Origin of the sequence: Aestuariivita sp. (assembly GCF_021404545.1) — a bacterium.
Taxonomy (GTDB): Bacteria; Pseudomonadota; Alphaproteobacteria; order Rhodobacterales; family Rhodobacteraceae; genus Aestuariivita.
On sequence record NZ_JAAWWD010000002.1, the window covers coordinates 21,457 to 47,212 of the forward strand.

Annotated in this window: 22 protein-coding genes; 10 read left to right on the forward strand and 12 right to left on the reverse strand. The window is 62.9% G+C overall.

The window, feature by feature from the left end; translation table 11 throughout:
• The first annotated feature begins 12 nt into the window (after positions 1-12).
• From HEP69_RS01305 to HEP69_RS01315, 3 genes are read left to right on the forward strand one after another with little or no spacing between them, the layout of a single operon-like run.
• Positions 13-531: a TRAP transporter small permease gene (locus tag HEP69_RS01305; RefSeq protein WP_290556711.1), complete on the forward strand. Its 519-nt coding sequence runs from the start codon at positions 13-15 to the stop codon at positions 529-531.
• Between the two features lie 5 nt (positions 532-536).
• A complete protein-coding gene (locus tag HEP69_RS01310; RefSeq protein WP_290556712.1) occupies positions 537-1,844 on the forward strand; it encodes a TRAP transporter large permease in 1,308 nt (435 codons plus the stop codon).
• 7 nt (positions 1,845-1,851) lie between these two features.
• On the forward strand, positions 1,852-3,399 hold the full coding sequence (locus HEP69_RS01315; RefSeq protein WP_290556713.1) for an AMP-binding protein: 1,548 nt from the start codon (positions 1,852-1,854) through the stop codon (positions 3,397-3,399).
• Positions 3,400-3,436: 37 nt separating this feature from the next.
• Here the strand turns inward: HEP69_RS01315 and HEP69_RS01320 are convergent, their stop codons facing one another.
• Positions 3,437-4,390 (reverse strand): nitronate monooxygenase, encoded by a 954-nt coding sequence (locus tag HEP69_RS01320; RefSeq protein WP_290556714.1) that lies wholly within the window; start codon positions 4,388-4,390, stop codon positions 3,437-3,439.
• Between the two features lie 225 nt (positions 4,391-4,615).
• Here HEP69_RS01320 and HEP69_RS01325 point away from each other — a divergent pair, with 225 nt between their 5' ends.
• Together HEP69_RS01325 and HEP69_RS01330 are read left to right on the forward strand one after the other, a co-directional pair.
• Positions 4,616-6,175 carry an AMP-binding protein gene (locus HEP69_RS01325; RefSeq protein WP_290556715.1) on the forward strand — a complete coding sequence of 520 codons (1,560 nt, stop codon included), beginning with the start codon at positions 4,616-4,618 and terminating at the stop codon, positions 6,173-6,175.
• 58 nt (positions 6,176-6,233) lie between these two features.
• A complete protein-coding gene (locus HEP69_RS01330; RefSeq protein WP_290556716.1) occupies positions 6,234-6,968 on the forward strand; it encodes a hypothetical protein in 735 nt (244 codons plus the stop codon).
• Positions 6,969-7,008: 40 nt separating this feature from the next.
• Here HEP69_RS01330 and HEP69_RS01335 read toward each other — a convergent pair whose 3' ends face one another.
• Positions 7,009-7,620 (reverse strand): TetR/AcrR family transcriptional regulator, encoded by a 612-nt coding sequence (locus HEP69_RS01335; RefSeq protein ID WP_290556717.1) that lies wholly within the window; start codon positions 7,618-7,620, stop codon positions 7,009-7,011.
• A 105-nt stretch (positions 7,621-7,725) separates the two neighbouring features.
• Between HEP69_RS01335 and HEP69_RS01340 the strand changes: the two genes are divergently transcribed.
• Positions 7,726-8,529 (forward strand): enoyl-CoA hydratase/isomerase family protein, encoded by an 804-nt coding sequence (locus tag HEP69_RS01340; protein ID WP_290556718.1) that lies wholly within the window; start codon positions 7,726-7,728, stop codon positions 8,527-8,529.
• Positions 8,530-8,657: 128 nt separating this feature from the next.
• Here the strand turns inward: HEP69_RS01340 and HEP69_RS01345 are convergent, their stop codons facing one another.
• Genes HEP69_RS01345 through HEP69_RS01355 form a run of 3 tightly spaced genes read right to left on the reverse strand, consistent with a single transcriptional unit; the run spans position 8,658 to position 12,137 of the window.
• Positions 8,658-9,914, reverse strand: a complete 1,257-nt coding sequence (locus tag HEP69_RS01345; protein WP_290556719.1) for a thiolase family protein — start codon at positions 9,912-9,914, stop codon at positions 8,658-8,660.
• On the reverse strand, positions 9,907-10,899 hold the full coding sequence (locus HEP69_RS01350; protein WP_290556720.1) for a zinc-dependent alcohol dehydrogenase family protein: 993 nt from the start codon (positions 10,897-10,899) through the stop codon (positions 9,907-9,909). The genes HEP69_RS01345 and HEP69_RS01350 overlap by 8 nt, the downstream gene beginning before the upstream one ends.
• On the reverse strand, positions 10,896-12,137 hold the full coding sequence (locus tag HEP69_RS01355) for a cytochrome P450 (RefSeq protein WP_290556721.1): 1,242 nt from the start codon (positions 12,135-12,137) through the stop codon (positions 10,896-10,898). Before HEP69_RS01355 ends, HEP69_RS01350 begins: the two co-directional genes overlap by 4 nt.
• 386 nt (positions 12,138-12,523) lie before the next feature.
• On the opposite strand from HEP69_RS01355, the gene HEP69_RS01360 reads away from it, so the two are divergent.
• Positions 12,524-13,483: a hypothetical protein gene (locus HEP69_RS01360; protein WP_290556722.1), complete on the forward strand. Its 960-nt coding sequence runs from the start codon at positions 12,524-12,526 to the stop codon at positions 13,481-13,483.
• A 188-nt stretch (positions 13,484-13,671) separates the two neighbouring features.
• On the opposite strand, the gene HEP69_RS01365 is transcribed toward HEP69_RS01360, so the two are convergent.
• Both HEP69_RS01365 and hemB read right to left on the reverse strand, forming a co-directional pair.
• The gene (locus HEP69_RS01365) at positions 13,672-14,238 is read right to left on the reverse strand and encodes a YSC84-related protein (protein ID WP_290556723.1); all 567 of its coding nucleotides are present in this window, start codon (positions 14,236-14,238) and stop codon (positions 13,672-13,674) included.
• A 142-nt stretch (positions 14,239-14,380) separates the two neighbouring features.
• Positions 14,381-15,382 carry a porphobilinogen synthase gene (gene hemB / locus HEP69_RS01370; protein WP_290556724.1) on the reverse strand — a complete coding sequence of 334 codons (1,002 nt, stop codon included), beginning with the start codon at positions 15,380-15,382 and terminating at the stop codon, positions 14,381-14,383.
• A 118-nt stretch (positions 15,383-15,500) separates the two neighbouring features.
• Between hemB and HEP69_RS01375 the strand changes: the two genes are divergently transcribed.
• Together HEP69_RS01375 and mfd are read left to right on the forward strand one after the other, a co-directional pair.
• Positions 15,501-16,028 carry a component of SufBCD complex gene (locus HEP69_RS01375; protein ID WP_290556911.1) on the forward strand — a complete coding sequence of 176 codons (528 nt, stop codon included), beginning with the start codon at positions 15,501-15,503 and terminating at the stop codon, positions 16,026-16,028.
• Positions 16,029-16,061: 33 nt separating this feature from the next.
• The gene (gene mfd / locus HEP69_RS01380) at positions 16,062-19,532 is read left to right on the forward strand and encodes a transcription-repair coupling factor (protein WP_290556725.1); all 3,471 of its coding nucleotides are present in this window, start codon (positions 16,062-16,064) and stop codon (positions 19,530-19,532) included.
• 22 nt (positions 19,533-19,554) lie between these two features.
• Here mfd and HEP69_RS01385 read toward each other — a convergent pair whose 3' ends face one another.
• From HEP69_RS01385 to HEP69_RS01405, 5 genes are read right to left on the reverse strand one after another with little or no spacing between them, the layout of a single operon-like run.
• A complete protein-coding gene (locus tag HEP69_RS01385) occupies positions 19,555-21,219 on the reverse strand; it encodes a hypothetical protein (RefSeq protein ID WP_290556912.1) in 1,665 nt (554 codons plus the stop codon).
• A gap of 23 nt (positions 21,220-21,242) precedes the next feature.
• Positions 21,243-22,487, reverse strand: coding sequence for a multidrug effflux MFS transporter (locus tag HEP69_RS01390; protein ID WP_290556726.1), 1,245 nt, complete (start codon positions 22,485-22,487; stop codon positions 21,243-21,245).
• 17 nt (positions 22,488-22,504) lie between these two features.
• Positions 22,505-22,858 carry a potassium channel family protein gene (locus HEP69_RS01395; protein ID WP_290556727.1) on the reverse strand — a complete coding sequence of 118 codons (354 nt, stop codon included), beginning with the start codon at positions 22,856-22,858 and terminating at the stop codon, positions 22,505-22,507.
• Positions 22,855-23,508 carry a DsbA family oxidoreductase gene (locus HEP69_RS01400; protein ID WP_290556728.1) on the reverse strand — a complete coding sequence of 218 codons (654 nt, stop codon included), beginning with the start codon at positions 23,506-23,508 and terminating at the stop codon, positions 22,855-22,857. The genes HEP69_RS01395 and HEP69_RS01400 overlap by 4 nt, the downstream gene beginning before the upstream one ends.
• Complete coding sequence (locus HEP69_RS01405) at positions 23,501-25,021, reverse strand: class I adenylate-forming enzyme family protein (protein WP_290556729.1); 1,521 nt, start codon at positions 25,019-25,021, stop codon at positions 23,501-23,503. Before HEP69_RS01405 ends, HEP69_RS01400 begins: the two co-directional genes overlap by 8 nt.
• 64 nt (positions 25,022-25,085) lie before the next feature.
• Between HEP69_RS01405 and HEP69_RS01410 the strand changes: the two genes are divergently transcribed.
• Entirely contained in the window at positions 25,086-25,709 is a 624-nt protein-coding gene (locus tag HEP69_RS01410; protein ID WP_290556730.1) for an XRE family transcriptional regulator, read from the forward strand.
• Positions 25,710-25,756 lie beyond the last annotated feature (47 nt).

Genomic DNA, 25,756 nt, shown 5'->3' on the forward strand with positions numbered 1-25,756 from the left:
GCAGAGACGAAAATGACAGATGGGGGCGCGCCTGAGGGCGGGCCCCCGTCACTGCGCGTCGCAGGTGCGACACTGGTGGAACGCGTGGCGCTGGGGGTGTGTGCCGTTACACTTTTTGTCGTGATGCTGGTCGGGGCCGCCGATATCGTCTCGGGCGAGGTCTTTGGCACGTTTTTGTCCTTCAAGGTCGACATGTCGGGCACATTGGCCGCGGCAGCCATCTTTCTGGCCTGGCCCTTGGTGCAGCGGCGCCGCGATCATATCCGCGTCGATCTTTTCCTGCCGTTCATGCCGCGCGCCTTGCGTCTGCTCGGCTGGTGGCTCAGCCAGGTCATCGGTTTGGGGGTTTTTGGCCTCATCGCCTATGGCGCGGTTGACATGGCCATCGACAGTGTGGGGATCTGGGAGGCATCGGCCGCGACGCTGGGATATCCGATCTGGCCTGCCAAACTGGCCTGCGCCGTCGGCGCGGCGATCACGATCAGCGTCTTTCTTCTCCAGGCCTGGCGCGGCCCCGGACGGGACGAGTAAGTCAGATGGGCGGATTTGAGCAAGGCGGCGTGGCCTTTGTCATTCTTCTGGTGCTGTTGGCCATCGGTGTGCCTGTGGGTTTTGCGCTGGCCGGGGTCGCGGCGGCGGGGCTTTACTTCAGCGTCGGCCCGTCCTTCCTGCTGACCACCTTCAAGACGACGCCTTACACGCTGGCCAGCGACTATACGTTTGTGGTGGTTCCGATGTTCGTTCTGATGGGGGCGATTGCCGGCCGCGCAGGCATCATCGGCGATCTTTATGCCGCGGCCCAGGCGATGCTCAGCCGGGTGCGCGGCAGCCTTTTTATGGCGACAATCGTCGCGCAGGCGGGCTTTGCCGCGGCTTCCGGCTCGACCGTGGTCGCGTCGGGCGTTTTCACCCGCATGGCATTGCCCGAAATGCTGCGGTTTCGCTATGATCCCGGCGTTTCGGCGGGATGTATCGCGGCGGCCGGCACGCTTGCCGGGCTGATCCCGCCGTCGATTGCGATGGTGCTTTTCGCGCTTTTGACCGGTCAGCCGGTGGGCGCATTGCTGATCGCGGGCATCCTGCCCGGGGTTCTGACGGCTGCTGGCTATATGGTCGGGATCCGGATCTTTCTGCAATTCCGTCCACACTGGGCGCCAGACCTGACCGAACAGCCGACCTGGCCCGACCGGTTCCGCGCGCTCAGCAAGGTATGGAGTGTTCTTTTGCTGATGACGCTTGTGATGGGCGGCATCTATTCGGGTCTTTTCCCACCCTCGGCGGCGGGTGCGGTCGGGGCGGCGGGCGCGCTGCTGATCGCGCTGTCGATGCGGCGGCTTGCAGGGTCGGATCTATGGGAGGCGCTGCTCGAATCCGCCCGGATCACCGCGATGATCTTTCTGATTGTGATCGCGGGCCTGATCTTCAGCCGGTTCCTGCTGATCTCGGGCTTTATCGGCGATCTGCGCAGCCTGGTGCAGGCGGCAGAACTGGGTGTGACCGGGTTTTTGGTGATGACGGTTATCCTCTTCCTGCTGCTGGGGATGTTTCTGGATTCGGTCTCGCTGCTGGTGATCACCATGCCGTTCCTCTTTCCGATCTCGCAGACGCTGGGCATCAATCCGATCTGGTTCGCGGTCATCGTGGTCAAACTGATCGAGATCGCGGCGATCTCTCCGCCCGTGGGGCTGAACTTGTATGCGGTGCTGGCCTCCGCCGATGGGCGGGTCAGGACCGGGCAGCTCTTTCGGGGCGTGACACCGTTTCTGATGATCGAGATGGTGATCCTGGGCCTCTTGCTTGCCTTCCCGGTGATTGCCACGTTCCTGCCCGATACGATGGGATGATCCGGTCATGCGCCTGATCGACTTTTTCGACCGCTCCGCCAGACGCGACCCCGACAGCGTCTTTGTCAAACAAGGGATCGTGACGCGCAGCTATGCCCAGAGCAGGGACGCCACGCACCGGATCGCGGCGGCGCTTGAGCGGGATGGGTTTGGGCCGGGCACGCGGGTGGGTGTCTACCTGCCCAATGACTGGCGCGGGCTTGAGGCGATGTTCGGCCTGTTTCGCGCGGGCTGCGTCATGGTGCCGGTGAATGCGCGTAACGCGGTCGCGCAAAATGTGCAGATCCTGAGGGATAATGGGGTCGCGGTGCTCTTTTATCACTCTGGCTTTGCAGATGAGGTGGCTGAGGTGCGGGCCCATTGCCCCGGGATTGCACGGGCGATCTGCATCGACCGGGACGGCGACGACGATGCGATGGCGCAGTGGATGGCGCCCGAAGGGACCGTCGCCCGCGCCGTGCCGCACACTCCCCAAGACCTCTGGACGCTTTATTCCACCAGCGGCACAACGGGGCGCTCCAAGGGTGTGCGGCATACGCATCTGACCAATTTGATCGCGTCGATGGATATGCTGCATGCCCTTGAGGTGCATGGACCCAAACGCCATCTGGTCGTGGCTCCGATGACCCATTTCGCGGGCACGTTTCTTTTCGCGCTCACCATCACCGGCGGCACGCATATCCTGATGGACAGCACCGAGCCGGAGGATATTCTGGCCGCGATTGAGCGGGAGAGGGCGGAAATCCTGTTTCTTCCCCCGACGTTGATCTACCGGATGCTGGCCGCGCCAACGCGGGAGCAGCACGACTATTCCAGCCTGCACCGGTTTGTCTATGCCGCGGCCCCGATGGCTCCGCAAAAGCTGCGTGAGGCCATTGCCGCGTTCGGTCCGGTGATGAGCAATTTCTACGGTCAGGCCGAGGCTTTGGGCCCGATCGCGTTCCTGCCGCCGCAGGACCATCGCCCCGATGACGGCCCGGAATGGGATCGGCGGCTGATATCCGTCGGACGCCCGTCCCTCCTGCGGCAGGTCGCCGTGCAGGATGAGGCGGGACGCGAACAGCCCGTCGGCACGCCGGGCGAGGTGGCGATTCAAAGCTGGGGCGTGACACCGGGCTATGAGGCCAACCCGCAGGCCACGGCAGGGGCGTTTCGGGACGGGTGGTATCTGACCGGCGATATCGGCGTGGTGGATGCGGGGGGCTATGTCACGCTGGTGGACCGCAAGACGGACATGATCATTTCCGGCGGCTTCAATATCTATCCGGCAGAGGTCGAGCGGGTACTCCTGTCTCACCCGGCTGTGATCGAAGCGGCTGTCATCGGCGTGCCCGATTCCGATTGGGGGGAGGCCGTCAAGGCGCTGGTCGAGCTTTGCGACGATGCCGAGGTCGACGGCGAGGATCTGATCGCGCTCTGCAAATCCCGGCTGGGCAGTCTGCGCGCACCCAAATCGGTGGAGATACGCGAAAGCCTGCCGCGCAACGCCACCGGAAAGGTGCTCAAACGGGTGCTGCGCGCCCCCTATTGGGAGGGTCTGGAGCGCAAGATCTGATCGGGTGCGGCCCGGGCCGGTGGCGTCATCGCCGTCCTCAACTGCCGGGCCGAGCCATGTGCTGGCGCGCCGCGCGCCATTCCGTCAGCAACTGATCGATCCGCTCGGCCGTTCCGCGCACATCATCAACGCCACCGGCTCCGTGGCCCATGCTCCAAACCGATTTCCACGATCCCACATCCAGCGACCCGCGATGCAGCGGCGCGCCGTCCGGCGCGATAATGCCCTCCGCGATCAGGCTTTCACGCGCGAAATTGGCGGGGATCCCCGTGACCAGGTCGCTGAGGGTCACGCCATCGGCATCCGTGCGCGTGACCATGTCCTTGTGGCCAGGCCGGGCCAGGCTTTCATGGGTGGCTATGAAAGGCGTGCCGGCATATCCCAGATCGGCATCCAGCACCTCCAGCGCATGCAGCGCGCGGCCCGACCCGATGGCGCCTGCCACGGCAATCGGCCCGTCGAAGAAGCGCCGCGTTTCGGCGATAAAGGCAAAGGGGTTGAGCCAGCCGGTATTGCCGCCGGCTCCTGCGGTCAGCAACACCAGACCGTCGGCACCCGCCGCGACGGCCTTGCGCGCGTGGCGCAGGCTGGCCACATCGGAAAAGACCAGCCCGCCATAGTCATGCACCGGTCCTGCCACGATATCCGGCGCCCCCACAGAGGCCACGACCAATGGTGCGCGCGCGCGCACCGTCGCGGCCAGATCCTCCTCCAGCCGCGCATTGGACCGGTGCACGATCAGGTTCACGCCCCAGGGGGCGGCCTCGGGCTGCTCGGCGGCCGCGGCGTTGAGCCGGTCGAGCCATGCGTCGAGATCGCGCGGGCTGCGCGCATTCACCGATGGAAACGCCGACAGCGCCCCGGCGCGGGCCGACGCAACGATCAGATCCGGGCCCGAGATCAAAAACATGGGCGCCACGAATAGAGGTAATCGCAGCCGCTCTCTCAGATGCGTGCGCAGGGCGGGTCCATCTGTCTTGTCAGGCCACATGAGGTTTGCCTCCTTCTCACTTCACCAAACAATCGTTTGGCATGTTCCTTCATATAGGTTATTCTCGCCCGCAGGGAGAGAGAAATCGCCATCGCTGTGCGACACCTGTCACATCAGGTGCAATCGGATCGAGGGGGATCCGCTTTCCAGCCGAGACAACAATGCCCGGATCCGGGGGGCACACCCGCGCTGGCCCCGGGTCCCGAACAAGGACGACAGACAGACATGACCGACAGGCTTGACGATCCACAGGTCTACCTTCCCGATCTTTTCGCGACCCATGCCCGGCATTACCCGGATAAGGACGCCATTCTCTGCGGCGATCAGCGGCGCAGCTGGGGCGCGTTTGTCGGCAATATCAACCGGGTCGCGCATGCGCTGATTGACGCGGGCGTGGACAAGGGCGACCGCGTCGCGGTCATGATGGGCAACTCGCCCGAAATGCTGGAATGCCTCTTTGGCGCGGTGCGGGCAGGGGCCTGTGTCGTGCCACTCTCGGGCCTGCTCACAGGCGAACAGCTGGAACATCTGCTGGCCGATTGCGACGCGGTGGCCGCCATCGTCTCGGACGATTTCGCCGAACGGGCGATCCCCCTGCGCGACCGGGTGGACGGGATCGCGACCTGGATCGCACATGGGTTTGCGGCTGAAGGGTGGCGCGATCTCAAGGGGATTTATCAGACCATGCCCGACACTGTGCCCGATATCCGTCACGCGCTGACAGATCCGTTCAACATCATCTATTCCTCGGGTACGACCGGACTGCCCAAAGGCATTCTGCAGACCCACCGTGCGCGCCTGCACTGGGCGTTTTCCAACGCGGTCGAGATGGGCTTTACCTCTGACAGCCGCGCGTTGACCACGACACCGCTTTACTCCAACGGCACCTGGCTGATGATGCTGCCGATCCTGTTTGCGGGCGGTACGCTGCATGTGATGCCCGCCTTTGACGCCGCGCGGTTCCTTGAACTGGTAGAGCGGGAGCGGATCACGCACACCTTCATGGTGCCCGCGCAATACCTTATGGTGCTGGAGCGGCCCGAGCTGGAGGGCGCGGATCTGAGTAGCCTGCGCACTGTGCTGTCGGCCGGTTCTCCGCTGCGGCGCAACACCAAACGTCAGATCATCGAGCGGATTTCCCCCGGTCTTTATGAGCTTTATGGCTTCTCCGAAGGGTTCGCCAGCCTGCTCAAACCGCATCAGCACGCGGCGAAATTCGACACGGTCGGTACCCCCGTTCTGGGCTTTGAGGTGCGGATCCTCGATGAGGACGGCACCGAGCTTGCGCGCGGCGAGGCCGGAGAGATCGCAGGCTATGGCGCCGGCATCATGCAGCAATACAACAAGCGCGACACCCAAACCGCCGCGCTGATCTGGCGCGATGAGCGGGGGCGCAGCTTTATCCGCTCGGGCGATATCGGTCTTTTGGACGAGGACGGGTTTCTCAAGATCATCGACCGCAAGAAGGACATGATCATTTCGGGCGGTTTCAATGTCTTTCCCACCGATGTCGAGGCGATCGTGGGACAGCACCCGGATGTGATGGATGTCACGGTCATCGGGGTCCCGCACGAAAAATGGGGGGAGAGCTGTCTGGCACTGGTCATCCCCGCAGCCGGCGCCGTGCCCGATCCTGAGGCGATCCAGAGCTGGGCCAATGCGCGGCTTGCCAAGACCCAACGTCTGGTCGGGGTCGAACTGCGCGAGGCGTTTCCGCGTAACGCGCTTGGCAAGGTGATCAAAAAAGAGCTTCGCGCCCCCTATTGGGAAAGTGCGGCGACCTGACGGGGCCTTGGCCTGTGCAGGGAAAGGGGCGCGCGCCGCATCAAGGGAGGAGATCTGAATGAAGCGTTTTTCCGCAAAGGTGGCCTGCGCGGCCCTGGTGATATCCGGTTTATCCGCGCCGATGGTCACGGCAGACCAGGTCGCGCCGCCGCCGCCCTATCTGATGACCGGCGCAAATACGGTGACGATCGCCGTCAAATGGGACGCCGCCAGCCTTGACGGCCTGCTGCCGGACGGCGTTGTTGCGGTGGACGGGCTGACCGGGGGGTTGAACGTCTATACCGCCGATGGCGGTTTCGGCCTGTCGCCCTACAGTGCGGCCTATGCCTATGTCGATGTGACGGGATGGGACTCTTCGGTCGGCGCATCCGCGCGCTTTATCCTCGGGGGCTGGTACGGGCCCGATCCCAAGGTCGCCGCCGCGATGCGGACGCATTTCTTCTCGGATGTCGGGACCGGCGACGCCAGTCAGAGCGAAACCGGCGGCACCTGGACCGGAACCGGCGGCACCTGGACCGGAACCGGCGGTGACGACCAAGGTACGATTACCCTCACCGTCAAACCCGGCGGTGACTGTGTCACGGCAGCGGGGTCGCTGAACTATGTCGGCGTTGCGGGTGGCGGAGACGGGCTCGATCTGTTGAAAATCCCGTTTGTCGGCGATTTTTGCCCTGCCGAACCGGTAGCGGTCGAGATTTCTGGTCCGGAGGGTTCAGCGCTCGACCGGATCGAGGTGGCCGAGATGTTGGGAGGGGGACGTCTGCGCGGTGGCGCGTTTGCGTTCACCAAATAGGGCCGTGGCCCTGGAACGGCGCGCGCCGAGGCGCCGTTCCTCAATCCGGCTGGGATCCCTTGCAGATTGAGCGCACAAAGGTCCGGGCAATCTCGTCCGGGCCGGTTGGATGATCGGGATCGTACCAGACCGGCACCCAGTTCAGCGCCCCCAAGAGCTGAAGACGCAACAATCCCCGATCGACCGACGCAGGCAGATCAAGCGCATCAAAAAGCCCTTTGTAGAAACGTTCATAGGCGCGGCGATGCGATTTGAGGATCGTGTTCAGCTCTTCGCGGTCGGCCGGGAAATTGGGCGAGATGATCGAGACCATATTGCCGGCCTCCAACAGCGCCACCAAATGCGCGACCGAGGCTTTTTCCAGACGTTCCCAAGGATCCTCCACACCCTCTATCGCCGCGATGACACGATCTGTCATGTCGGTGACCACACGCTCATGAATGGCGATCAGCATGTCTTCCTTGGAGGGGAAATGATAATAGAGCGACCCCGGCAACATGCCCACCGCCGCCGCGATGTCGCGCATGGATGTGCCATCGAATCCCTGCCGCGCAATGAGTATGGCTGCCTTTTGCAAGACCTCCTCACGTTTGTTGCGGCGGGTGCCCCTGGCCGGGCGGTCGGCTGTGTTGTCTGCCTCAGACGCTCCCACGATGTCGGTCCTCTCGACGACTGCTTTGGCGGGCAGTCTACCGATTGTTTGTTTGAATTTCGACCGGCAAATCCCTAAGCTTTGGCCTTAATCAAGGAGTGTGGCATGAGCAGCGGAACCGTCAGCGTAAAGATGGATGGCGCGGTCGCGCAGATCGTCTTTGCCAATCCCGACGAGGGGTTCATGGACCGTGCGATGGAGGAGGCTTTTCTGGCGGCCATTGGGGAGGTCGAGGCCACCCCCGCGATCCGCGCCTGCGTTCTGTCAGGAGGTACGCCGGGGGTGTTTATCCGGCATTACGATCTCAAGGTTCTGGCGCCGCAAGCCGCGTCGATGGCCGCGCGCGGCATGACATTTACGATGGACAGGCCGGTGCGGGAAGGGACCATTCATCAGACCCTGCGCCAGATGGAAGAGAGCCAAAAAATCTATATCGCCGCCCTGAACGGCACCGCGATGGGGGGCGGGTTCGAGACCGCGATTGCCTGCGATCTGCGCATCGTGGAGGAGGGGGCATATGAGTTTGGATTGCCCGAGATCAACCTGGGTATCCTGCCGGGCGCCGGGGGAACCCAGCGCCTGCCACAGCTTGTCGGTCTGTCTCGCGCATTGCGGATGACCCTGACCGGCGACACGCTTGGCCCGGATGACATGGTCGGTACGGGCCTGGCGATATCCTGTGTTCCGGATGCGCGAGCCGAGGCGCTGGTGCTGGCACATCGGATGGCGGCAAAGCCCGCGCGGGCTGCGGCACATATCAAAAGACTGATCCGCTTGGCCAACGCCGGATCCCAGGACGGCCATGCGCTGGAACGCACGCTGTTTTGCGATCTGATGGTGCAGCAAGACGCCGCGCGATTGCTCGCCCAAGGAGCAGATGGCTCTCGCAGGATCACCGACGACCCATAATCCCTGAAAGGGGGCGGCCGCGCGAATTGCCTGGCATCTCACCTCCGACGGCAAGCGGAAATCCAGTTGTCACAAGGACCGATGTGCAAGGGCCGCACCGGCCCGGTGCGAAGGCAGTGCGATGCGTCTTATTGCCGAGCTTCCAACAGGATGACCGAACAGGCCGCCTCGTCGAACCCGATCACACCGCCGCCGTTTTCGGCCAGAGCAAGACGCGCGGTCCCCGCCTGGCGCGCACCCGCTTCGCCGCGCAGTTGCAATGTCAACTCGTGGATCATCGAGAGGCCCGTCGCCCCCACCGGGTGTCCCTTGGAGACCAGCCCGCCCGAGAGATTGACCGGCAACCGCCCGCCCAGCTTGGTTGCCCCGCTCTCGACCAGCTTTCCGCCCTGTCCGTCCTCGGCAAAGCCCAGCATCTCCAATTGGTAGATTTCACAGAATGAGGTCGCATCATGCACTTCGACAAGGTCGACATCCGCCGGGGACAGACCGGATTTGGCATAGGCTTTTTGCGCCGCGACCCGGCTCAGGCCCGGCTCATGCGGATCGCGGTATTTGCCCCCCGTCAGGACGGATCCGCGCACCTTGACCGCCCGGTCGCGCACCTCCTTTGGCTGACGGTCGAGGACAGCTTGAGACACCAGGATCGCCGCTGCGGCACCGTCCCCAATGGGCGCGGCCATTGAGCGGGTGATGGGATAGGAGACCTCCCGATCCGCCAGCGCCTCCTCGACCGAGACTTCGAACCGGTATTGCGCCAGCGGGTTCATTGAGCCGTGCCAATGGTTCTTGGAGGCGGCAATCGCGATCTGCTCCTGGGTGGTGCCATGGGTTTTCATGTGCCATGCGGCCTGCATTGCATAGGTGTCCATGAACACCGTGCCGCCGCCGCCATTCGGGTCAAAGGGCTTTCCGGCTTCCGCGCCGCGTTTGGCGTAATACGCGTGCCATTCCTGCGGGTCGAGCTGGTCGATCCCGCCTTCGAAAATCTCCAGCGTGCGGGCGGGGTCGCCCTGGACGAAGGTTTTCTCGACCCCAATGGCGAGGGAGACCTCCATATCGCCCGAGGCCACATCCTTCCACGCGCCATGGAACGCCATGGACGCCGTGGCACAGCCGCCCTCGACATTGATCGTGGGCACGCGTTCGGGAAAGAGCCCCTCGCGCACCAGCGGTGTCAGGCAGACCTGCCCGCGGATATTGCGCTGTTCAAAGCTGCCCATGCCGCAATTGCCGAACCAGGCCTGTTCGATGGCGTCGCCGTTTTCCCAGCCGATATCGGCCAGACAGGCCAAATACGCCTCACGCGTGAGGTCCTTGAACCCGTCGCCGGGGCGTTTACCAAAGGCGGTGCAGGACGTGGCGAGTACATAGACGTCACGCATTGTCGTCTCCTGTCAGGATGATCTTGCCGGTGCGACCCGCCCGCGCGGCGTGGGCAACGGCCTCTTTGACGCGGCTGAGGGGATAGCGCGCCTCAACCTCGGAATGGATGGTTCCATCGGCCAGCTTGCGCGCCAGGACCGCATGCAGATCGCGCATGCTCTCGCCGCTTGCGGTGGCGTACCAATCGGCCAGCCAAAAGCCTCGGACCCGGACGTCGCGAAACACCAGATCCCGTGCGCCCACGCGGCTGTCATCGCCCGAAAGCAATCCATAAACCGCAACCACCCCGCGGTTCGCGACAACCCCCGCCAGCGCCGCGGTCGCCTCACCCCCGATTGCGTCGAGGGCGAGTTTCGGTGCGCTTTGCGTGACCTCGGATAGGGTGGCGCCAAGGTCGGTCCGACCCTCATCGACAACCACGACATCCGCGCCATCGGCCTTGAGCATGTCGACCACATCGGCGCGCCGCACAATGTTGATCGTCTTCAACCCCATCTCGCGGGCAAAGCGGATCACCATACGCCCCACGCTGGAATTTGCGGCATTCTGGATCACCCAGTCTCCGGGCTCAAGCGGCACCAGATCGGTGAGCATCAGATAGGCCGAACCCGGATTGGCCCTCATCATTGCCGCCTGTTCGGGATCCGCCCCTTCGGGTGCCCTGGGGGCCATGCGTTCAGGAACGACAACCGTATCGGCCCAAAGACCGCCGCCCACCGGCAGAACCGCATCCCCGACGCTCAGGCCGCGGACACCCTCGCCAACCGCATCGACCAGTCCCCAAGCCCCCACGCCAGGAGTTGCGGGCAGGGTGATGGGATCGGCGCCATAGCGCCCCTCGATCGACAAAAGATCTGCCGGGTTGATCGTCATGACCGCGTTGCGCACCCGCACCTCGCCCGGACCGGGCAGGGGATCAGGCGCCTCGATCAGTTCGATCACGCGCGCGGGATCGCCATGGCGATGAAAGACAGCGCGCTTCATGAGCCAAGCCTCACCGGCAGGCGACGCGTGCCGCGTGGCACCATCGCATCGAGCCATTCCGGCCCCTCGTCGGGGTCCAGCGCCAGATCGGGAAACCGGGTGATCAGCGCCTGCACGGCAACCCGCCCTTCTTCGCGCGCAAGCTTGGCGCCCAGGCACAGGTGAATGCCCTGCCCAAAGGTCAGATGCCGGTTCTGCCGGCGTGTAATGTCAAAGGTATCGGCCTGATCGAACATGCGCGGATCCCGATTGGCGGAGTTCACCATCACAAACACCCGTTCGCCTTCACGCAAATGCTTGCCGTGGAGCTGATGATCCTGGGCAACCGCACGAACGAGCGCGTTCGTGGGGCCATCAAAGCGCAACACCTCTTCGATCACGCGGTCGATCAAGGCGGCGTCGGCGCGCAGGCGGGCCAGTTGATCGGGATGGCGCAGCAGCAAGAGCGTCGCGTTGCCGATCAGATTGGTCGTGGTCTCGTGGCCGGCAAAGAGGATCAGAATGCAGGTCGCCACCAGTTCGTCATCGGTCAGCTTGTCGCCGTCGTCACGGGCATTGATCAGATCCATCAGGAACCCCGGTTTGGGGGTTTTCGTGCGCTCCGCGATCAGCTCGCGGAAATACGATGACATTTTTTGACAGCCGCGCGCGGCCCGCTCGTATTTGTCGCCCGAATTGCGCGCGCCGCCGATAAAGACGGCCATATCGTCGGACCATTCCTTGAACGCATCCAGCATGTCGCGCGGCACGTCCAGAAGATCCATGATCACGAAGGCCGGCAATTGCAGGGCAAATTCGCGGATCAGATCGACTTGATCCGAACCGTTGGCCTCCATCCTGTCCAACAGCATCTCGGTGATGTCCTCGATGTTGGGACGCATGTCCTCAATCGCCTTTGCGGTAAAGGCATGCCGCATGATCCGGCGCAATCGCGTGTGATCTGGCGGATCGCGGAATGCAAGCCAGAGGTTGAGGTAATGGATGATGTCCTTGAGCAACGCCGCCTCCTTGGGGGGCAGGGCGCTATAGAACTGCACCAGACGATTGACCGACAGATGATCCGACAAGAGCATATCGCGCACATCGTGGTAACGGGTGATGATCCAGGACTTGAGCGACGGGCTCCAATGGACCGGATCTTCATCCCGCAGCCGGGCATATACGGGAAACGGATTGGCCATGACGCCGGGATCGGACGGATCATAGATCAGGTCGGGCACGGTCAGCGCGGAGGTCATTGCGGTCTCCTCAGAGGTAGCGGCGTTTTCACAACCAAACGTTCGTTTGTTTTACAACCTAGGGCGCCACAACACAAGAGAAAGGACCGTGCATCTTGATGGATAATCCGCGCGCGCAGGGACATGTCTTTCGAAAGGATGGCACGTGGAACGACATTGGTCTGCCAGTGGTGTTTGGGTCTTTGGTGCGTCTGCCATGCTCTGAAGGCACTGCGTGTCCCGCAGGCACGCCGCGGTGACGACCTGCCAAGAGATCAATCGTCACGATGGATCACCACGCAGATCTGTCTTGATTATACAATCCAAAGTTGTTTTACTCGGAAAATAAATACGCCATATGCTCTGGTACGGGCCGGGTTTCACTTCAAGAAACAAAGGATTTGGGAATGCAGTGGCTTAAGGTCCCCGATGTCGCGATGTATGACAAGGCAGATTGGGCTCTGATGGTCTGCAAGAAATCGGGCATGAGTCTGGAGTCGGCGCAAGCATTTGCTGAAACCCAGGATCAGATTACCTTTTTCTTTTTTGTCACATCGCCGTTCTATCTGGAAACGCACGGACAGTTTAACGCGAATGAGGCGGTTTTCTTTTCCGGCGAGCCCTGGTGGGGTGGCGCGGCGAATTTCGCAGATGGGTATATCAAACCGTCGGCAAAAAACCGATATACCGAGACAGACACACCCATTGGAACAGGCTGGATCAGTTCGGAATCAAAGATACGTGTTCCGCAGGTCAAGTGCCCGGCACCCGGAGTGATTTTTGCCTGGCCAGGCTTGCAACCCGGCGCCGGGCCAACCTATCAACCGATCGGAAACGGCGTTCTGCAACCTGTCCTCACATTCGGTCAGGGACCGTATCCCAACCCCAATCATGTGTCCGCCCCGGCATCCTGGTGGATTTCAGGGCAATATGTTGGATCGAAATTGCTTGGTTCGTGGGTTGGGGGTGACGTCATGGTCGTCGATGCGGGCGATGAGCTTCACAATCTCATCCAATACGACAGCGGCACGCAGATTTGGACCCAGACATCCACCAATCTGTCCAAGCCGGAAACACCGAGCGTGTCCTTTGCCTTGCCCCTGGTCCATGATGGATCAACTCCGCAGGAACAGAACAGGGCCAACTTTTGTCTTGAGAACCCCAGGAACGGATCGCTTACCCAAAGCGTGAGCATCTATGACATCGTGCTAACAACCGACAAGCCCTATCCAGCTTTGGGCGACGACATCAAAGACGAGCCCTTCGTCAGCGGCGTTTCTGTTTCCAAAGGCAATACGGAACTCAGTATCGATAGGATAGTGGTCTATAACCCATTGATAAATCGCAGTGGCAGGACACTTGTCTAGAACTGCCACCTCGACAAACAGGCTCACCTAAGCTGGTTTGTCTCGACCCAGATCGTGCCGAATGACTGGCGCGAACCGTCTGCTGTGACAAAAAACGGGTCGCGGAGATGCAGATACCGATCGAAGGGCGGCGGCTCCTTGGCGGGTCTTGGGCGATGCAAGGACCGACCCCGGAACCCAATTTGCGATCAGGGTATGATCCTGGTGTATTTGGATCCTTCAAGGGTTGCGCCGATCCGCAAGCCCGCCTGGCCAAAGACCGCGGCCAGCACCGGGGACAATGTGGTGGTGGTATCGGCCGACAGGTTTTGCCCTTCGTCGCTGATCACATATTCCAGATCCGCGCCGGCTGCCCAGCCGGAGGATCTGCGAAACTCGCTCAGCGCGTCCTGGGTCATGAAGAAAAGGACATGCGCATATTGCTGGGCACCGATCTGCAATCCGCCGGAACCTTTGACGACCGAATAGTAATCGACCGTCACGTCATTGACCCGAAGCGCGCCGCGGCCAAAGCCGCCACCAAAGCCCAAGCCGGCCTCTGTCACCAAAGGCATCACCAGAAGCCCTGCCGCCTTGCCGGCCAGCTCCCGCGTGTTGGGATAGACACGGTACATCTCCGACAGGGTGGCGTCGACCCGGGCGTCGATGGTGGGCCCGCCGGTCGAGCCGATGCCATTGCCGCACGCCGCCGTAACGGTCACGCCTGCTAGGGCGGCCAGTGTAAAGGCGCGCCGCGAAATCGAGGGGGTGCTCATATGATCTGCCTGTTTGTCTACCTGTGGGTGAAAATGCCGGATCTTTCCGATCTTATGAGCAGATATACGCGTACAGAGCGCGGCTGTCACCTATATCTGGTGGCCACTGGGCAGTTTTTCGCCATCATTTGGCCCGATATCGTCATCCATCGCGCAACAGGCGGGCCACCGCGGGCGCGAAATAGGTCAAGATCCCGTCGCAGCCTGCGCGCTTAAAGGCCATCAGGCTTTCCAACATCGCCTTTTCCCCGTCGATCCACCCGTTTTGGGCGGCTGCCTGGATCATCGCGTATTCGCCCGAGACCTGATACGCAAAGGTCGGCACGCCAAAGCCGTCTTTCACGCGGCGGCAGATATCGAGATAGGGCATGCCGGGTTTGACCATGACCATGTCGGCACCTTCGTTCAGATCACGCTCGATCAGGCGCAGCGCCTCGTCGGTATTGGCCGGGTCCATCTGATAGGTTTTCTTGTCGCCCTTCAGCGCGCCGGACGCCCCCACAGCATCGCGGAACGGCCCGTAAAAGGCGCTGGCATATTTTGCGGCATAGGACATGATCGTCACGTTTTTATGCCCTTCAGCCTCCAGCGCGCGGCGCATCGCACCGATCCGGCCATCCATCATATCCGAAGGCCCGATGATATCGGCCCCGGCCTCGGCCTGTGACAGGGTCTGCTTGACCAGCGCGTCGACGGACCGGTCATTGACGATCACGCCGTCTTCCACAAACCCGTCATGGCCGTTGATGTTGTAGGGATCGAGCGCCACATCCGTCATCACCGCGATACCCGGCACCTGCTCCTTGATCGCGCGGGTGGCCCGGTTCGACAGGTTCTCGGGGTTCCAGGCCTCGGCGCAATCCTCGGTCTTGAGCGCGGGATCGGTATAGGGAAAAAGGCAGATCACGGGAATGCCCAGATCGCGCGCCTCGGCCGCGGCCTCCACGATCTTGTCAACCGACCGGCGCAGGACCCCGGGCATGGAACTGACAGGCTCCTCCATGCCCTCGCCATCGCGCACGAACACCGGCCAGATCAGATCGTCGGATGTCAGCGTGTTTTCACGGACCAGCGCCCGGATTGCGGGCGATTGCCGGGTCCGGCGCATCCGGGTCAGCGGGAACGGGGCGACAGTCGGTTTCATCGCGGCATCTCCTTGCACATTTTGCTATTGGGTGGCATGGATTGGCGCCTGCTACAAGGCCCGGTCCGGCATTGGGATCACGGTCGCAGGCACGTCAATTCAAAGCGGGTTCGTTATTGTGGAATGGTATCAGGGAGTGTTCGAGCTGATCGACATGCGATCGTTCTCGAACCTGTGGTTCTGGATCGCGCTTGCCGTCGTGTGGTCCTCAACCAGCCATTGGGTGCTTGGGGTGCCGTTCGACATGGTCGTCCGGGCGCGCCGCAAGGGTGGTCAGGCCGAAGAGGATCTGGAAACCATCGTCCGGGTCAATGTCAACCGGATGCTGATGATCGCGCGGGTCTCTGGGCTGTGGATCATGGGTCTGGTCAGTTTCGGACTTACCGGGCTGGTGCTCTTGGGCTGGGTCTATGCGCTGGAATTCGCGCAGGCATTGTTTCTGCTGGCCTTTCCGATGACGCTGGTGGCGCTTTTGAGCCTGCGTACCGCCAGCCGGATCGAGCGGGAGATGCCGCGCGGTGAAGTGCTGCGCCAGCGGCTGAGCCGCCACCGCCTGGTGACCCAGCTGATCGGGACCGTGTCCATCTTTGTGACCGCGACCTGGGGCATGTATCAGAACATGACCTTTGGCGCATTGGGCGCTTGACGGAGCGGACAGGCAACCCATCTGGCGCATGATATGACAGATCCCCGACATTTTCTCGTGGGCGGCGCACCCGAAGGGTTTGACGCTCGGCTCATCATAAACGAGGTCGCCCGCGCCACGGGCCCTGTCGTCCACGTTGCGCGCGATGACAAGCGGCTGGCGGCCATGGCAGAGGCGCTGCGGTTTTTCGCCCCCGATCTGCCGGTGCTGACCTTTCCCGGCTGGGACTGCCTGCCCTATGACCGGGTTTCGCCCAATGCCGATATCTCGGCCCGGCGCATGGCGACGCTGGCAGCACTGGCCCATGGCGCGATGCCCGACCGGTTCGTCATTCTGACGACGCTGAGTGCGGCGACCCAGCGCGTGCCGGCCCGCGATGTGCTGCGGGCCGCGGCCTTTACGGCCCGTGTCGGCGCACGCGTGGATGAAGAGGCGCTGCGCCAGTTCCTGGTGCGCATGGGCTTCAGCCAAAGCCCCACGGTAATGGAACCGGGCGATTACGCGATCCGCGGCGGCATCATCGACATCTATCCGCCGGGGGAGGGCGGCCCGGTCCGGCTCGATTTCTTTGGCGATACGCTGGACGGCGCCCGCCGGTTCGATCCGGTGACCCAGCGGACGACCGAAAAGCTGGAGGTTGTCGAGCTGGCGCCTGTCAGCGAAATCATCCTCGACGAGGCGGCGATCACCCGGTTTCGGCAGAACTACCGGCTGGAATTCGGCGCGGCGGGTTCCGATGATCCGCTCTATGAGGCGGTGAGTGCGGGGCGCAAGCATCAGGGGATGGAGCATTGGCTGCCCTTCTTCCATGACACGCTTGAGACGCTCTTTGATTTTCTGCCGGGTGCCACGGTGACGCTGGACGATCAGACCGATGCGGCCCGCATTGCCCGCTGGGACGGGGTGGCCGATCAATATGAGACGCGCAAACTGGCCCTCGACAGCAAATCGCGCCTCGATACGGTTTACAAGCCCATGCCGCCCGGGCTGCTCTATCTGGACGACCCGGCCTGGGAGGCGGCGGTTCGCGATCTGCGCCTGTTGCGGTTTTCGGCCCTTTCACAGGCCAGCGGGCCGGGGGTGATTGATGCGGGCGGGCGGATCGGGCGCAATTTCGCGCCCGAGCGTCAGCAGCAGACCATCAGCCTTTTTGGCGCCTTGGCCGATCACATCAAAATCCGGATGGCACAGGGGCCGGTGGTCATTGCCAGCTATTCCCAAGGCGCGCGCGAACGGCTGTCAGGGCTGATCGAGGATGAGGGTCTGACCGAAACGATCGAGATCCCGAATGGAACCCGGATCGGCAAGAGCGGGCTGCATCTGGCGGTCTGGGCGTTGGAGCATGGGTTTGAGGCGCCCGGCCTGACCGTGATCAGCGAGCAGGACGTGCTGGGCGACAGGCTGATCCGCCAGCCCAAGAAACGCCGCAAAGCCGAGAACTTCCTGACCGAGACGCAATCGCTATCCCCCGGCGATCTGGTGGTGCATGTGGACCACGGCATCGGGCGTTATCGCGGCATGGAGGTGATCACCGCGGCAGGAGCCGCGCATGAGTGCCTGCTTTTGGAATATGCCGAAGCCTCCAAGCTCTACCTGCCCGTGGAAAACATCGAGCTGTTGTCGAAATACGGCCATGAGGAAGGGCTGCTCGACCGTTTGGGCGGCGGCGCCTGGCAGGCCAAGAAAGCCAAGCTGAAAGAACGCATCCGCGAGATGGCCGACCGGTTGATCCGGATCGCGGCCGAGCGCGCCTTGCGCCGCGCGCCGGTGCTGGAGGCTGAACACCATGCGTGGGAAGAGTTCTCGGCCCGCTTTCCCTATCAGGAAACCGATGATCAGCTGCGCGCGATCGGTGATGTGCTTGAGGACATGACCGCCGGTACCCCGATGGACCGGCTGATCTGTGGCGATGTGGGGTTTGGCAAGACCGAAGTCGCGATGCGCGCGGCCTTCGTGGCGGCCATGTCGGGCATGCAGGTCGCGGTGATCGCCCCCACGACCCTGCTGGCGCGCCAGCACTATGCCGGTTTCGCCGAGCGGTTTCGCGGCTTTCCGGTGACGGTGCGGCAGCTCAGCCGGTTCGTGCCGGCAAAGGATGCCGCACTGACCCGCAAGGGCATGGCCGATGGCACGGTCGATATCGTGATCGGGACCCATGCGCTTTTGGCCAAGGGGATCGGCTTCAAATCCCTGGGCCTCTTGATCATCGACGAGGAGCAGCATTTCGGTGTCGCCCACAAGGAACGCCTGAAACAGTTGCGGTCGGACATCCACGTGCTGACGCTGACCGCGACACCCATTCCGCGCACGCTGCAATTGTCGCTCACGGGTGTGCGGGATCTGTCGATCATCGGCACGCCGCCTGTCGACCGGCTGGCGATCCGCACCTATGTCAGCCCGTTCGATGCGGTGACCATCCGCGAGGCGCTTCTGCGCGAACACTTCCGCGGCGGGCAGAGCTTTTATGTGGTGCCCCGGATCAGCGATCTGCCCGATATCGAGGAGTTCCTGCGCGAGCAAGTGCCCGAGGTCAGCGTGATCACGGCCCACGGCCAGATGGCCGCCGGTGAACTCGACGACCGGATGAACGCGTTTTATGACGGCAAATACGATGTGTTGCTGGCCACCACAATCGTGGAATCGGGTCTCGATATTCCCACGGCGAACACGATGGTGATCCACCGCGCAGATATGTTCGGTCTGTCGCAACTCTATCAGATCAGGGGGCGGGTGGGCCGGTCCAAGACCCGGGCCTATGCCTATCTGACCACCAAACCACGGGTCAAGCTGACGCCTGCTGCCGAAAAGCGCCTGCGCGTTCTGGGCTCTCTCGATACGCTGGGGGCGGGCTTTACGCTGGCCTCACAAGACCTCGACATTCGCGGTGCGGGCAATCTGCTGGGCGAGGAGCAGTCGGGCCAGATGCGCGATGTGGGCTATGAGCTTTATCAGTCGATGCTGGAGGAGGCGATTGCCAAGATCAAGGCGGGCGAGATGGAGGGGCTGTCGGAGGCTGACGATCAATGGGCCCCACAGATCAATCTGGGCGTGCCGGTGCTGATCCCCGAAGGCTATGTGCCCGATCTCGATGTGCGTCTGGGCCTTTACCGGCGGCTCAGCAATCTCACCACGAAGGTTGAGCTTGAAGGGTTCGCCGCCGAGCTGATCGACCGGTTCGGCAAGCTGCCACGCGAGGTCAATACGCTTCTTCTGGTGGTGCGGATCAAGGCCATGTGCAAACGCGCGGGCATCGCCAAGCTGGATGGCGGGCCGAAGGGCGCAACGCTGCAGTTCCACAATGACAAATTCGCTTCACCGCAGGGTCTGGTGGAGTTCATTCAGGATCAGCGCGGCATGGCCAAGGTCAAGGACAACAAGATCGTGGTGCGGCGCGACTGGCGCAATGATGCGGACAAGATCAAAGGTGCCTTCGCCATCGCGCGCGATCTGGCCGAAAAGGTCATCGCCGAGAAGAAAAAGACCAAACAGGCCTCCAAAGCGTGACAAGAGGTTTCGCCGAAACCTCTTAGCCCGTGCTTTGCATGGCCGCCCGCGCACAAAAACAGGATGCGTTCACAGCACGATCCGCCCGCGCCAACGCCAGATCGAGCCGCTGCTTGATCTGCGCGATTTCCACCGTCTCTGCCCGTGCCTTGAGACAGTCATAGAGACCGCGCAGGGCCCACAGATTGTCCGGATGCACCGTGGCCCGGCTCAATTGCCCGCCAAGCCCGAGGTCCTCGCGGTAGACCTCCTCGGCCTCCGCGACCCGGCCCTGCTCGAACAAAAGCGCTCCCAGCGCGTGGCGGCTGGGCTGCATCCAGCCCCAGGGCTCATCGTAAGGCAGGGTGTCTTCCAGATGGACGGCCTTGCGCAAATGCGCGAAGGCTTGGTCATATGCGCCTTTGCGATACGCGATCTCACCGCGCACCATCTGGGTCGCGATCTCCAGAAGATCCCGCACGGTGTTGTTGTGCAAAAGCCGCGTCTCGGGCACCCGCGCCTTGGCTTGCAGAAACACCTGTTCTTCCGCTTCGGCTTCGGCCACCCGTCCCAGCGCCGCAAAGGCCACGGCGCGCGCATAGTGTATATTGGCGGTAAGCGTCGCGTAGAGCACCGGGTCGGCGGGCGGCGCCAGCGCGATCAGCTCCTCCCAGCGTCCAAAGCGCACGAGGATATGCGGTTCCATCGCCAGATAGCTCTCGAAATAATCTGCCATCGGCGGGGAAGGGATGCGCAGCATCTCCTCCGGCGTGGTCTCGGCCATGCCGCGCACGGCCTCCAGCGCGGGCGCGATCTGGCCCAGAAACATCGCGCCATACATCACGAAATGATAATTGTGCTGGCGATACCCGGTGTAGAGGCTGAAGGCGCCCTCGCGGGCATAGTATTTCAGGTCCGCCTCAACGGCTTTCTGGTTCCAGTGGACGACATCGTGATACTGACCGCAAAGCACGTCGATATGGGTGGGCATATGCACCAGATGCCCGGCATCGGGGCAGAGCGTGCGCAGCACGTCACCGGCCTTGAGCGCCTTTTGCGGGGTTGGCGACATCTCCATCAGATGCACGTATAGGTGCAAGAGACCGGGATGGCGCATCGCACCGGGCAGGGTGTCGAGCGCGTATTCCAACGCCTCTTGCGCCTCAACCGTCGCAGCTCCGGGGGCAGGCCGGCCCGAGGCCAGGTCCCACATGTTCCAGGGGCTGAGATTCAAGAGCGCCTCGGCATGGATCGCACGCAGGTCCAGATGGTCGGGATGCGCCGCCAGCGCGGCCCGCATCGCATCGGCGAAATCGTGGTTCCAGGGCTGCATGTCCGGGGCCGGATCGCGCTGAGGATAGCGTGCGGGCAAAGCGCGGATGAGAGCGGCTTCAGGCTCGGTCACGCCCTCCAGCAGGCCCAGCGCCTTTTGCGTGGCATCATAGGATGCGGCCAGTGCCCGTGCGCGGCTTGCCGCGTCAAAGATCTCCCAGGGCATGTTGTAATTGGGCCCCGAGGCATAGGCGACGCCCCACCACGCCATGGCACAGTCCGGATCGGCCTCCGCCGCGCGGGTGAAACAGGCCACGGCCTCCTGATGGTTATAGCCGTAGGTCCAGATCAATCCGCGATCGAACCAGATCTGCGCCTTGGCCACGCGGGTCGTGACAGGGCAGGAATGGTCCCCCAGATCGTAATAATCATCCATCATGCGCGCCTTTTTGCCATGGATCAGGGGAGCACGCGTGCCTCGACCCGTGCCATGCCCAGCATCAAAAGAAAGCCCAAACCTGACAAGCAGAATATGCCCAGTGACAGCGGCAGGATCGAGCCGTTGAACATCAGCCCGATTGGGGCCGCGATCACCACCGCCGCAATCGTGGCGATGCCCGAAATGGTCGACGCCGCCATGCCCGCGATATGGCCCATCGGCTCCATCGCGATCGCGTTGAGATTGCCCATCGTGGTCCCTGCCATGAAGAACACGTAAGCCTGCCAAAAGAGGAAAAGCCCAAAGAGCCAGTCATTTGGCAACCCGGCCATCCCGATAGGCACCATCGCGCCTGCCATCACGATCTGTGCGCCCAGCGACCAGGTCACCATGCGCCGCATCCCGATGCGCACCACGAGGGCGGCGTTGACCAGGCTGCCGGAGCCCGACACCAAAGCCACCGCACCGAACCAGTACGGAAAGCTCTCGGCCCGGTCAAAGACGACCTCATAGATCGGGTGCACCATGGACAGCATGGAAAACAGGATGCCCAGGCACAGCGATTGCACCACAATCGACAGCCGAACCGCCGGATGGGCGAACATCTCGCGCACCGCATGCACAAGGAGCGGCGCCCGGAACGGGCGGCGATCCTCGACCGCCAGGGATTCGGGCAGGCGCAGCCACATCCAACCGACCGAGACGATCGAAAACAGGATGAAGGCCAGAAAGATCGACCGCCAGCCCGCAAGTGCGATGACACCTGCCCCGATCAACGGCGCAAAGGCGGGAAAGATCGTAAAGATCATCATCGCGACCGAGACGATCCGCGCCATCTCGCGCCCCGAATAAAGATCGCGCACCACCGCCAGCGACACGATGCGCGGGGCTGCGGCGCCCAGACCTTGCAGGACGCGCGCCGCCAGCACCACCTCCAGCGAGGTGCTGAAATAGGCAAGCGCGGCCGCACCGACATAAAGAACCGATCCCCAGACGATCACCCGACGCCTGCCGAACGCATCCGAGAGCGGACCGGTAAAGAACGTGCCCACCCCGATCCCCAGAACAAAGGAGGTCAGGATCAGTTGCGCACGGTTCGGCGCATCCGGGCTCAGCTCGCTGCCAATCTCGGGCAGGGCGGGCAACATGGCGTCGATGGAAAAGGCGATGGTGGCGAACATCATCGCGATCAGGGCGATGAACTCCGCACGGGATAGGGGAGATTTCATGCGCGCCAAATTGACCTTGTTCGCGGTGCGCGGCAAGCGCTGTTGCCGCGTGGTCAGGTTTTTTCTTCGTCCGGTGCGGCATCGCGGTTGGCAACACCCTCGGGCTTGCCCAGCGTACCGACAAGCTGTTCGGTATGGGCTTCGCGTTTGCGCAGGGCGTAATAGCCGAATTGCTGGATGGCCACGGCAAAGACGCCCAGACCCACAAAGATCAGAACCGTGGTGCCGATCTTGCCCAGCGCCGTAGCGGGCACCAGCGAGCCGTAGCCCACCGTAGACAGCGTCACCACGGTAAAGAAATAGGCGTCAAGCCAACTCCACCCCTCGACAAACCGATAAAACACCGTGCCAGCCCCGATGATCGAGGCCAGCGCAAAGGCGATGGTGGCGATCCGGTAGGAGATCATGCGTCAAGCTGCTCCTTCAACTCTCCGATCACCTTGAGCCAAAGCTCGGGCGGTTGTGCGCCGGGCACGGCATGTTTGCCCGCCACGATGAACGTGGGGACCGAGTTCACACCCATCTGCCGGCTATGGGCATCGCGTTTGCGGATCTCTTCGCGGTCGCTGTCGGATGACAAAAGCCGCAGGACAACAGACGCATCCATGCCGACACCATCGGCGATATCGGCCAGCACCTCATGGGATCCGATATCGCGTGCCTCTACGAAATAGGCCTGAAACAGCGCGTCGACCGCGGCAATCTGTTTGTGCTCGATGCCCGCCCAGTGGATCAGGCGGTGCGCATCGAGCGTATTGGGCGTGCGCTCCATCCCCTCGAAATTGATGGTGAGACCGGCGGCACTGGCCTGCTCGAGCACCGGGGCATAGGCCTTGGCCGCGGCCTCCTTGCCGCCGAACTTGCCTTCGAGATAGGCGCGCCGGTCCATGCCGCCCTCGGGCATATCGGGGTTGAGCTGAAACGGATGCCATTCGATCACAAAGGGATGATCCGGCACCTGGGCCAGCGCGCGGTCGAGCTGTGTCTTGCCGATATAGCACCAGGGGCAGATCGGATCGGACAGAATGTCGAGCTTGATGTGGTCGGCCTCAGCCATGGATCAGGTCCTTTGCAAGCGGTTTCAGGGCCCGGCGCAGCAACTTGCCATTCGGGCCGACGGGAAGATCGTCGAGGTAGAGATAGGCGCGCGGTTGTTTGTAACGCGCCAACCGTTCTGCTGCAAACCGCTCCAGCAGCCTGTCGGGCAGAGGCTGCGACCCGGTATAGAACGCCGCGATCACCCGGACATCGGGTTTGACCTCGATATCTGTGACGCCGATCGCCTCGACACCCGGGCAGTGCGCCAAGGCCTGTTCAACCTCCAGCGGTGACACCCGGTAGCCACCGGCATTCATCATGTCGTCGGCCCGACCCAGATAGTGGATCTGTCCGTCGGCGGCCATCACACCCTGATCGCCGGTCAGGAACCAGTCGCCCTGAAACCGCGCGGCGGTCTCTTGGGGTGCGTCGCGGTATCCCAGCATCAGCCCCGGGTCACTGCGATGCACGGCGATTACGCCTTCGGTGCCGCGCGGGACCGGTCCATCGGCGCCCAGTATCGCGATCCGGCGGCCGGGCTGGGGTTGGCCAAGGGCGCCGTCGCGGGCCGGATGATCGGGCGAAGCAGAGATGAACGTGGAGCATTCCGACATCCCATAGGCCTCCAACACCGGGCGGCCCGTGGCCCGTTGCCAGCCTTCGCGCAGCGCGGTGGAGAGTTTTTCGCCAGCCGCCAGCCCATGGCGGAGATCCGGTAGAGCGCATCGGTCCATCGTTTGCAGCATCTTGCGAAAGACGCCCGGTGCGGCTGCAAAAAGCGTGGCACGATGCGTGGCCAGCAGGCCCGGCAAATCCTTGGGGTCCGTTCCGGGCTCTGGGATCAACGCGGTGGCGCCCATTGTCCAGGGATCCATCACGCCGGTGCCCAGCGTATAGGTCCAGTTGAACGCCCCGGCGTGCAAGAGCCGGTCCTGGGCGGTCAGACCATACCAGCCATCCATCATCATCCGACGTGCCCAGATCGCGCGATGCGCATGGAGCACCGCACGCGGTATGCCGGAGGTGCCGGAGGTATAAACGATATAGGCAGGCCGGTTGGGATCGCCCCGATCAAACGATGCGGGCGGCAGATGCCGCATCTGCTCAAGCGCGCCGACGTCCAGGCGCGCGGGGTGCGCGGGGCAAGGCACGCCGGGTTGATGCAGGATCAAGCCGGGCGACAAATCGCGGATGATCACCGATGTCTCCGCTACGGTCAGCTGCGCCGAACTGGGCACGGGGATCAGGCCCGCTGCGATGGCGCCCAGATAGGCCAACGGAAAATCGGGCGTGTTGCCCAGCCGCAAAAGAACGATATCGCCCGGGCAAAGCCCGCGTTGCAAAAGGCCCGTGGCGATGCCGCGCACCGCCTTGGCAATCGCATCATAGCTCCAGTCGGTCGCGCCGTCTGGCCCAAGAACGCTCAGCGCCGTCTTGTCGGGCAGTTCGCGCGCGCGGGCCAGCACATACTCGGCCATGTTAAAGGGGGTTGGGCAGGGCGCGGGCGGCCCTTGATCGAATACAGACAACATGGTGTATCGCTAGCCGTCCGGGCGGACCGTTGCAAGGCGCGTGCCCTGGCCCTATAGCTGTGCCATGAGTACAAAAGACCCCCGTTCGCTGATCCGCATCGCCCGCGCCACGGGTGAAGACGCGCTGGCCGAACCCCTCGATCTGGGTGCGCGGGTGCGTGAGCTGCGCAAGGCGCGCGACTGGACGCTGGAACAGGCGGCCGGTCAGGCCGGGCTGGCGCGCTCCACCCTGTCGAAGATCGAGAATGGGCAGATGTCGCCCACCTACGACGCGCTCAAGAAGCTGGCTGTGGGGCTGGAGATTTCGGTGCCCCAGCTCTTTACGCCGCCGCAGGCCGAGAAGGTCAACGGTCGCATCGCGTTCACCAAATCGGGCGAAGGCTCGGCCCATGCCACGGCGACCTATGAGCATGAGCTGCTGGCCGACACGCTGACCAAAAAGCAGATGCTGCCCTACCGCGCAAGGGTGCGGGCCCGGTCGATGGACGAATTCGACGGCTGGGTGCGCCATGACGGAGAGGAGTTTCTCTATATCCTGACCGGGGTGGCCAAGCTCTATACCGAGTTCTATGAGCCCATCGAGATGCGCCGGGGCGACAGCGCCTATTACGACGCCACGATGGGCCATAATGTCGTCTCGGTCAGCGACGAAGATGCCACGATCCTGTGGGTTACGTCTTTGGCCTGAAGCGGAAGGAACAGCGCCGCGCGGCCAGGTGAGACCCATCTGGCCGA